This is a genomic window from Acinetobacter brisouii (assembly GCF_008993995.1).
GTDB lineage: Bacteria > Pseudomonadota > Gammaproteobacteria > Pseudomonadales > Moraxellaceae > Acinetobacter > Acinetobacter brisouii_A.
Genome location: NZ_BKNN01000177.1, coordinates 1 through 640, shown reverse-complemented (window position 1 = coordinate 640; position 640 = coordinate 1). Strand labels below are relative to the sequence as shown.

Annotated in this window: 1 pseudogene and 1 other annotated feature; the pseudogene reads right to left on the bottom strand. The window is 40.5% G+C overall.

Annotated elements, in window-relative coordinates:
* A pseudogene (locus tag GBN19_RS15535) lies at window positions 1–590 on the bottom strand (IS3 family transposase); the annotation flags it as partial.
* Window positions 199–315, bottom strand: a sequence feature (AL1L pseudoknot). It overlaps the preceding pseudogene by 117 nt.
* Window positions 591–640 lie beyond the last annotated feature (50 nt).

The window sequence follows — 640 nt, the reverse complement described above, 5'->3', positions numbered from 1 at the left end:
CATTAATCGAGCAACAGTACAGCGTGCAATAATATAGCCTTCACGTTTCAGTTTTTGCCAGACTTTACGTACACCATACCGACCTGAACTTTCCTTCCAAATTCGTTTAATCTCCTCAGCATGATGCAAGTCATGTAAATCTCGCTTTGCTCGATGTTCTGGATTTTCGCAGAGATCTAGAGTCCGGTAATAGGTTGAAGCTGCGATCGGTAAAATCCTACAAATCGCATCAACACCATATAAGTCTTTATTGTTATGGATGAAATCCACCATTATTTGTGTGGGCGGTCGAGCTCCGCCTGGGCGAAAAAAGCGGCTGCTTTACGTAGAATTTCATTGGCACGCTTTAATTCTTTAATTTCACGTTCCATTTGCTTCATTTTTTCTTGATCAGATATCTGTTGTACTTTAATAGGATTTTGCTGATCTAAATGCTTTTGATGCCAGGCACGAAGTGTTTCAGGAGTACAACCAATCTTAGGCGCAATTGCTGTGATTGCAGCCCAAGTAGAAGGATAATCTTTTTCAGATTCAATCAATAATTGAACCGCTCTTTCTCTGATTTCAGGGGTATATTTTAATTTTGTCATCGGGATAGTCTCTCAGAATATTGACTCTCCGACAAACCCGGTACGGTTCA